The 5,807-nt window shown below is 44.4% G+C and carries 9 protein-coding genes; 8 read left to right on the top strand and 1 reads right to left on the bottom strand.

The features are described 5' to 3' along the window. The first annotated feature begins 70 nt into the window (after window positions 1-70). The 8 genes from Q502_RS14135 (at window position 71) to Q502_RS14095 (ending at window position 4,784) form a co-directional block, all read left to right on the top strand. A complete protein-coding gene (locus tag Q502_RS14135) occupies window positions 71-421 on the top strand; it encodes a helix-turn-helix domain-containing protein (RefSeq protein ID WP_102819420.1) in 351 nt (116 codons plus the stop codon). Window positions 422-981: 560 nt separating this feature from the next. Further along, a complete protein-coding gene (locus tag Q502_RS14125; RefSeq protein WP_102819418.1) occupies window positions 982-1,233 on the top strand; it encodes a hypothetical protein in 252 nt (83 codons plus the stop codon). After that, entirely contained in the window at window positions 1,230-2,624 is a 1,395-nt protein-coding gene (locus Q502_RS14120) for an AAA family ATPase (RefSeq protein WP_102819426.1), read from the top strand. The genes Q502_RS14125 and Q502_RS14120 overlap by 4 nt, the downstream gene beginning before the upstream one ends. A gap of 149 nt (window positions 2,625-2,773) precedes the next feature. Continuing rightward, window positions 2,774-2,968 carry a hypothetical protein gene (locus tag Q502_RS14115; RefSeq protein WP_112109500.1) on the top strand — a complete coding sequence of 65 codons (195 nt, stop codon included), beginning with the start codon at window positions 2,774-2,776 and terminating at the stop codon, window positions 2,966-2,968. A 4-nt stretch (window positions 2,969-2,972) separates the two neighbouring features. Next, window positions 2,973-3,215 (top strand): hypothetical protein, encoded by a 243-nt coding sequence (locus Q502_RS14110; RefSeq protein ID WP_102819425.1) that lies wholly within the window; start codon window positions 2,973-2,975, stop codon window positions 3,213-3,215. Continuing rightward, the gene (locus tag Q502_RS14105; RefSeq protein ID WP_102819424.1) at window positions 3,212-3,547 is read left to right on the top strand and encodes a hypothetical protein; all 336 of its coding nucleotides are present in this window, start codon (window positions 3,212-3,214) and stop codon (window positions 3,545-3,547) included. Before Q502_RS14110 ends, Q502_RS14105 begins: the two co-directional genes overlap by 4 nt. Before the next feature lie 5 nt (window positions 3,548-3,552). Next, window positions 3,553-4,230, top strand: a complete 678-nt coding sequence (locus tag Q502_RS14100) for a hypothetical protein (protein ID WP_102819423.1) — start codon at window positions 3,553-3,555, stop codon at window positions 4,228-4,230. Window positions 4,231-4,574: 344 nt separating this feature from the next. After that, window positions 4,575-4,784, top strand: a complete 210-nt coding sequence (locus tag Q502_RS14095) for a hypothetical protein (RefSeq protein WP_102819422.1) — start codon at window positions 4,575-4,577, stop codon at window positions 4,782-4,784. 113 nt (window positions 4,785-4,897) lie between these two features. On the opposite strand, the gene Q502_RS14090 is transcribed toward Q502_RS14095, so the two are convergent. After that, window positions 4,898-5,212 carry a hypothetical protein gene (locus Q502_RS14090; protein ID WP_146024502.1) on the bottom strand — a complete coding sequence of 105 codons (315 nt, stop codon included), beginning with the start codon at window positions 5,210-5,212 and terminating at the stop codon, window positions 4,898-4,900. Window positions 5,213-5,807: the final 595 nt, after the last annotated feature.

Genomic DNA, 5,807 nt, shown 5'->3' with positions numbered 1-5,807 from the left:
CTCATATTTATGATTTGTGTTGATGCCTTCTGATATGATATGATTCGATTATGGAGGGGGGATCATCTAGATGGAAGAATATATCTATACGAAGAAAGAAGCGGCGGCTGTCCTGGGGATCAGTTTACCTACTCTGGATCGTCTCCTGAGAGATGGAAAGATTCGGAAGGTCAAAGTATCAGCAAAGAGAGTGGGAATCACCAGCGGCGATTTACAGGCCTATATTGACGGTTTGAAGGCGAAGGCAGGGGAGATAATGGAAGGATTACTGACAATGCAAGAGAAGAACGAGAGAGCAGCTAGCACTAAGAAATCGTTAGAATTTACGAGGAAGATAGCAAAATATGAACTACTCGAAGATGGAACCGTTGCGCTCCTGGATAAAGAGGGAAATCGCATCGGGAGACTTATCAAGGAATGATAACGTCTATTGTGGAACGATGAGGAACGATTAGAGACGTTGCACTTGTCGAACCGTGTCGAATCATGTGCAAGCGTGTTGAATCGAATTTTTATGTAGAAATCCCTGAAATGCGCATCAGAATTGAGTTGTGTTTGGTTTTTTGCTCTGAGTGATGGTATAATCGAAGAGAAAAAAAGAGGGGCTGGTAACGTTGTCCAGACGGCCGCCCCTCCTGGTAGTTACAAATGTGTGTATCAAGAGTATAACATGATTGCTTGATAGCATACATTACAGAATAGAGAGAAGAATGGCCGTCTGGCGGGATTAAACCCGATTACAGGCGGCCATTTTTCATTATTGCAATAAATCGAGAGGAGATGAATGGATTGAGCATTAGAGAGCTGGCGAGAGATTACCGCATGAGACCGAACCACGTGTATCACGTCTTGTATGAGCTGGAAGCAAGACGTGAGATAACACCGAAACGGTCCGGAAAATTCTTGCAGTTAACCTCTTCTGAGCTTCTGGCGATCGAGAAGGAGCTTCAACGAAGAGGACACATGAAAGGAGATTGACACATGGAGAGAAATCACCCTTTATTTGCGGTCCTGGGGCGTGTAGGAATCAGCAAAACAGATTTGCAGGCAATGACATCAAGGAAGGCTGTTATTTCTATTCTAGGCGATCCTGACGCTGAAATGGACGAAAAGATCGAGAGCTGGTTAAAGAGTGTTGGTGTAAATCTCGAAGGATTCAAGGAGCAATTGGCTACATTCTGGAAATGGACGAAACAAGGGAATGATCGCACTACTAAAGGAGGCACCCTATGACGAAGCAAAAGAAAAGCCCTGATGCGACAGGGCCGACTACTAATCTCACAGACACTACTATTATACCAGAATACGAGAGCCAAACCAACCTGTTAGAGCGGCAATTGTTATGGGCCTTACTTTATGATGATGCCTTCAAGACTGTATTTCCTGAGTTATTCCGGTCCGACTTCCAGAGAAAAGAAATCTATGACTTCCTAGCGAACCACTACCGGAAGGGAACGGACACAGCCGATATTACCGCTGACTTCTGGAAGCACTACCCGGTATTAGCAAATCAGATGGAAGAAGAAGCACGGAACGGACACATTGAGTCACTACCCCATTATCACGGTTTACTCGAAGAGGTCCGGAAGGAGAGCGAAGAACGACTAAGGCAAAGGATTGCTAATTTCCGGGATCCTGGCGATGCGATCAAAGAAGTGGAAAGATTCAATACGAACCGACACAGCATTAAGAAGGCTAAAGCGAAGTACATATCAGCATTAGACCTTATACAGAAGGAATTTGAACCGATACGCTGGACCGTTCCGGGTCTGATACCCGAAGGCCTCATCATTCTAGCAGGGAAACCGAAGGTCGGGAAATCATGGCTAGCATTGCATCTGTGTCATTCCGTGGCGTTTCCTAAAGGCGGTTATGCTCTAGGGAAGATAGAGGTAGAACCCGGCAAGGCGGTTTACTACGGCCTCGAAGATTCAGAGAGAAGGCTAAAGGATCGTCTGGCAATGATCTCATGCGATTTACCTCTTCCTGAGAACCTCTTCATATCGAACAAGTTAGAAAGGCTAGACGCTGGCGGTCTCGAAGAGATAGAGTCATTCCTTGAAGATAACCCGGAAACGAGGCTGATAGTAATAGACACGCTTGCAAGAGTAAAACCGAAGAGAGGCCGGAATAATGACGCTTACGAGACGGACACGGAGATTATGGGCGGCCTTCAAAACCTAGCTATGAGACATAGCGTAACGGTCCTGGTAGTACACCATATGCGAAAGAATGTGAAAGATGCTGATGATGTTTTCGATGGAGTGCTAGGAAGCACAGGCCTCACAGGCACAGCGGACGCAACGATACTGGCACAACGAGGACGGCAAACACAGGAAATTGTTATCAACATTACAGGTCGAGACGTGGAAGAACAACGGCTATCGGTAAAATTCGACCTCACGAACCGTGTACCGTTCCATCTGCTAGGAGACACGGAAACGGTCCATATGAGCGAAACACGTAAGGAAATCATCAAGTATCTGGAAGAACACGGAGCTACTACCCCTAAGGATCTAGCGTCCGCTCTAGGAAAGAATCACAGCACTACAAAGAACATATTATGGGCAATGGTAAAGGAAGGATTGATAAGTAATGAGAATGGTAAATACAAAAATAGATAGACTTCATAGACTTGATAGACCCGATAGACTCAATAGACTTGATAGACCCGATAGCTTTTCGGTCTATGGGTCTATGGCGAGTCTATGGCGAGTCTATTTAGATAGACCGGGGGAATCGTTTATAGGAGTGCTTTCTAGCGGTCGAGTCTATGGAGTCTATCAAGTCTATGGGTTTGTTCAGAATGAACAATTTAGAGGAATTTCGAGAAATTGAGTCTATGGGCCGGGTCTATCTAGAGTCTATGAGAGTCTATGGAGATATAAAGAACATAAACCCCGAAAAACAGCGCAAAGTCTTTCATAGTAAGGCGTTGAGCGGGAACCCGGGGGGATACAAGGAGTGATGACATGACGAACATAACTATTGGCGGTCTTTTGAAGAAGATTCAAGCTGAGATCACGGCAATTCAAAAGCTGGACCCTAAGACGATGGAGCCTCAGCTTTTCAAGTGCTACATGGATAAGGCCCGGGTAATGGGCTATCTCTGCGCCACGGCTGGACAATTGATAGAGAAGCACGACCTTGAAAAGAGGCTAGAAAAGATTGAAGAAGAGCTGGAGGAACTGAACGAAAGGAGAGCGGTTGCATGAAGAACTTGCGAAGGATTGAAAACCTTCTGGATAAGATCAAACCCCTGGACCCTCCATCGAGGTTTGAAAAGCGTTCAGATGGATTCTACGGCTTAAAACATGGAGAGTGGAAGAAATACACCCTCGAGGAATTAACCACCCTCAAGGATACCGTCAAGGCCCGATATGAGCAATCCTTAAAGAGATTCGATCCGATGGAGATTGACGTGAGAGTCATTGATGACGACACGGACCCGGAAGGGCCGGAACCTCTCCATAAGTGGCCTGATGGTTGGACCCTCGAAGAGAACGGAATCAGCAACGCAATAACGATTAACATCGTGAAGGAGTGATAAGTATGATTGAAAAATTGCAGGAACTGGCAGCAAGGCTAGACGGTTATAAAGAGAAGATTGACCGCATGAAAAAGAACGGAATGTTCACGGATAAGGCTATTGATGAGTACAAGAAGAAGGTTTACAACGAGATTGTATCTGAGAAAGAGGCGATCCTTGACGAGAGAATCACGCAACTTGATGGACTCCTGGCTAATGCCCGGGAAGAATTCAAACCGCCTTCGACCTCACCAGAAGCCGAACTATTGAAGTTGACTAAATTGACAAACAAGATTAAGGCAATGCCGACTGACTCATTAGTTGAACTGGCGAAGCATTGGATCACTGATAGTAAGAACGAGCTTATTGATGGAGAGCCGATCACTCAAGAGCTGATAGATACTTACGTGTCCGAATTGAGAAGCCGAAACGAGAGTATTGCAGATGCTCTCTTCAACCACGCATATCAAGTGGTAGGAGTGGCGGAACCCTGGAAGCATGATAAAGACTACGGAAGGATTGAGAGTCAAAAGCAGGCACTCGAAGGCCTTAAAGCGCAGAAGGATATTATCGCTATCACCGATGGAAGCAACCTAAAAGCCGTTGAAGTGGCAGGACTGGCAAGGGGCCTGACTAGCGATGCTTTCAATAGTATTTCAAGGAACATCAGAGTTGAACTGGCGGTACCACCGGAAGATTAGGCCTCACTTCTTCACATAGATGCTCTTCGTGTTTGACCTCCAACCCCTCAGTGAAAAGAACTGGGGGGCTTCTTTATCCATAACAAAAGCAGAACATTTATAGAACATTCCACATACAAAACCACAAAATCCCACAAATAATTAAGCCTCTTCAAGAGCGGTTAAAATGAGTATAATGCGCTTCAATAGCGAGAAAAACAGGCCTCAATAAATCGATTCTAAGCGACTTTACCAATGGGTATAGTATGATTACCTTGTTAGAATCAAGAAAATGCAACACAGGGCGATATAACGAGAGCTGTTATCAGCTTAAATAGACGATTATAGAGAATCGAGGCGATTTGATGAAGGGCGATGAATCTAAGGCAATTGGAAGCGTTGAAACCGATTTGAGGATCATCAAGAAGAACCTGGACCGACTCAATAGGAGATTGAAACCGGACAATGAGAAGAGCCTTATTCCGGAGATCGCTTTCACGTTATCAACCGCCTCGAAGATCCTTGATGATGCTATCGCTACCCTGGACCAACTGGCGAACCAATTTGATCGTTGATAGCGGCAAAGGCGAAAGAAAAGCAATGCGGCGGGCAAGGGGGTATTTTGCTTCCGCAGAATTCTGCTAAAGCAATTGAAACCCGCAAAGAATTATCAAAACTTGCTGGAGTCTCACTTCTTGAACACAGAACCAAAGGCGGCCTTCAAGTGATACCAGAAGCCGGATCGTTCGGGTAAGGCCTTCTGTTTTGATAATTCGACCTGGAGAAGATCAGAGAGAGACCGAACCTCTTTACTGAGATCATTGATCTGCTTCTGAAGCACGGCAACTTCTGAATCATCGCTAACCTGGTAAGGAGCTTCCTTAATCTTCTCGAGTGCTTCTTTCAGGGGAACCCCTTTACTCGAGAGAGAAGCTAAACGCTTCACGTACCGGACCGCCTGACCTTCAAACACACGTGAACCCTCTTCAATACTAGACTTCAATAATTCGGCCTCTTCTAATAACACTAAGTATTTTCTAGTAGTAGAATAAGCTAAACCCGATTCGTGGCTTATTTCCTTGATATTCAACCTGAACACCCCTATAAGCAGTAATATATTAAAAGCCTCATAAAATTAGATATAACACGCTATAACATATCAGAACATGATACTAACTAAACGTGTTAAGTCTCTTCTGGAGACGAATAATATACTATCACTCAAATATACGTAAAACCTAGAGAAATCAGACCGCTTAAAATGGCCTGTATTGCATTTTCTTTTAGCACCCTATATGTTTATACCCCTAATATCTTAATCTTTCATTGTAGGCTATTCTGTGAAGAGTTAGATGATTCACCCGGGAAGAGATACGAGAGCTGAGACCTTTAGAGTTATCGAGTCGAGGCCTCCATAACACGGAAGAGATTATTTTATATGAGTGAATGTTACGGTCATTTCAGCACTAAATAGCGGTAATCATTTATTAGAAAGGCTTTCAGTCAAAATAGATTATGTTACAGTGCTAAAATAGGCAATTCTATAAACGGCTTATATAGCGATATAGCGACATTATATTATGGCTCATATTTATGAT

Origin of the sequence: Mesotoga sp. Brook.08.YT.4.2.5.2., assembly GCF_003351125.1 — a bacterium.
Classification (GTDB): Bacteria; Thermotogota; Thermotogae; order Petrotogales; family Kosmotogaceae; genus Mesotoga.
The sequence above is the reverse complement of the archived record's forward strand: the minus strand, read 5'-3'. Positions and strand labels throughout refer to the sequence as shown.

What these genes read in the sequence shown, in the direction of transcription:
- Q502_RS14135 (WP_102819420.1), top strand. Translation starts at nt 71, where the DNA reads ATGGAAGAATATATCTATACGAAGAAAGAAGCGGCGGCTGTCCTGGGG.
- Q502_RS14125 (WP_102819418.1), top strand. Translation starts at nt 982, where the DNA reads ATGGAGAGAAATCACCCTTTATTTGCGGTCCTGGGGCGTGTAGGAATC.
- Q502_RS14120 (WP_102819426.1), top strand. Translation starts at nt 1,230, where the DNA reads ATGACGAAGCAAAAGAAAAGCCCTGATGCGACAGGGCCGACTACTAAT.
- Q502_RS14115 (WP_112109500.1), top strand. Translation starts at nt 2,774, where the DNA reads ATGGAGTCTATCAAGTCTATGGGTTTGTTCAGAATGAACAATTTAGAG.
- Q502_RS14110 (WP_102819425.1), top strand. Translation starts at nt 2,973, where the DNA reads ATGACGAACATAACTATTGGCGGTCTTTTGAAGAAGATTCAAGCTGAG.
- Q502_RS14105 (WP_102819424.1), top strand. Translation starts at nt 3,212, where the DNA reads ATGAAGAACTTGCGAAGGATTGAAAACCTTCTGGATAAGATCAAACCC.
- Q502_RS14100 (WP_102819423.1), top strand. Translation starts at nt 3,553, where the DNA reads ATGATTGAAAAATTGCAGGAACTGGCAGCAAGGCTAGACGGTTATAAA.
- Q502_RS14095 (WP_102819422.1), top strand. Translation starts at nt 4,575, where the DNA reads ATGAAGGGCGATGAATCTAAGGCAATTGGAAGCGTTGAAACCGATTTG.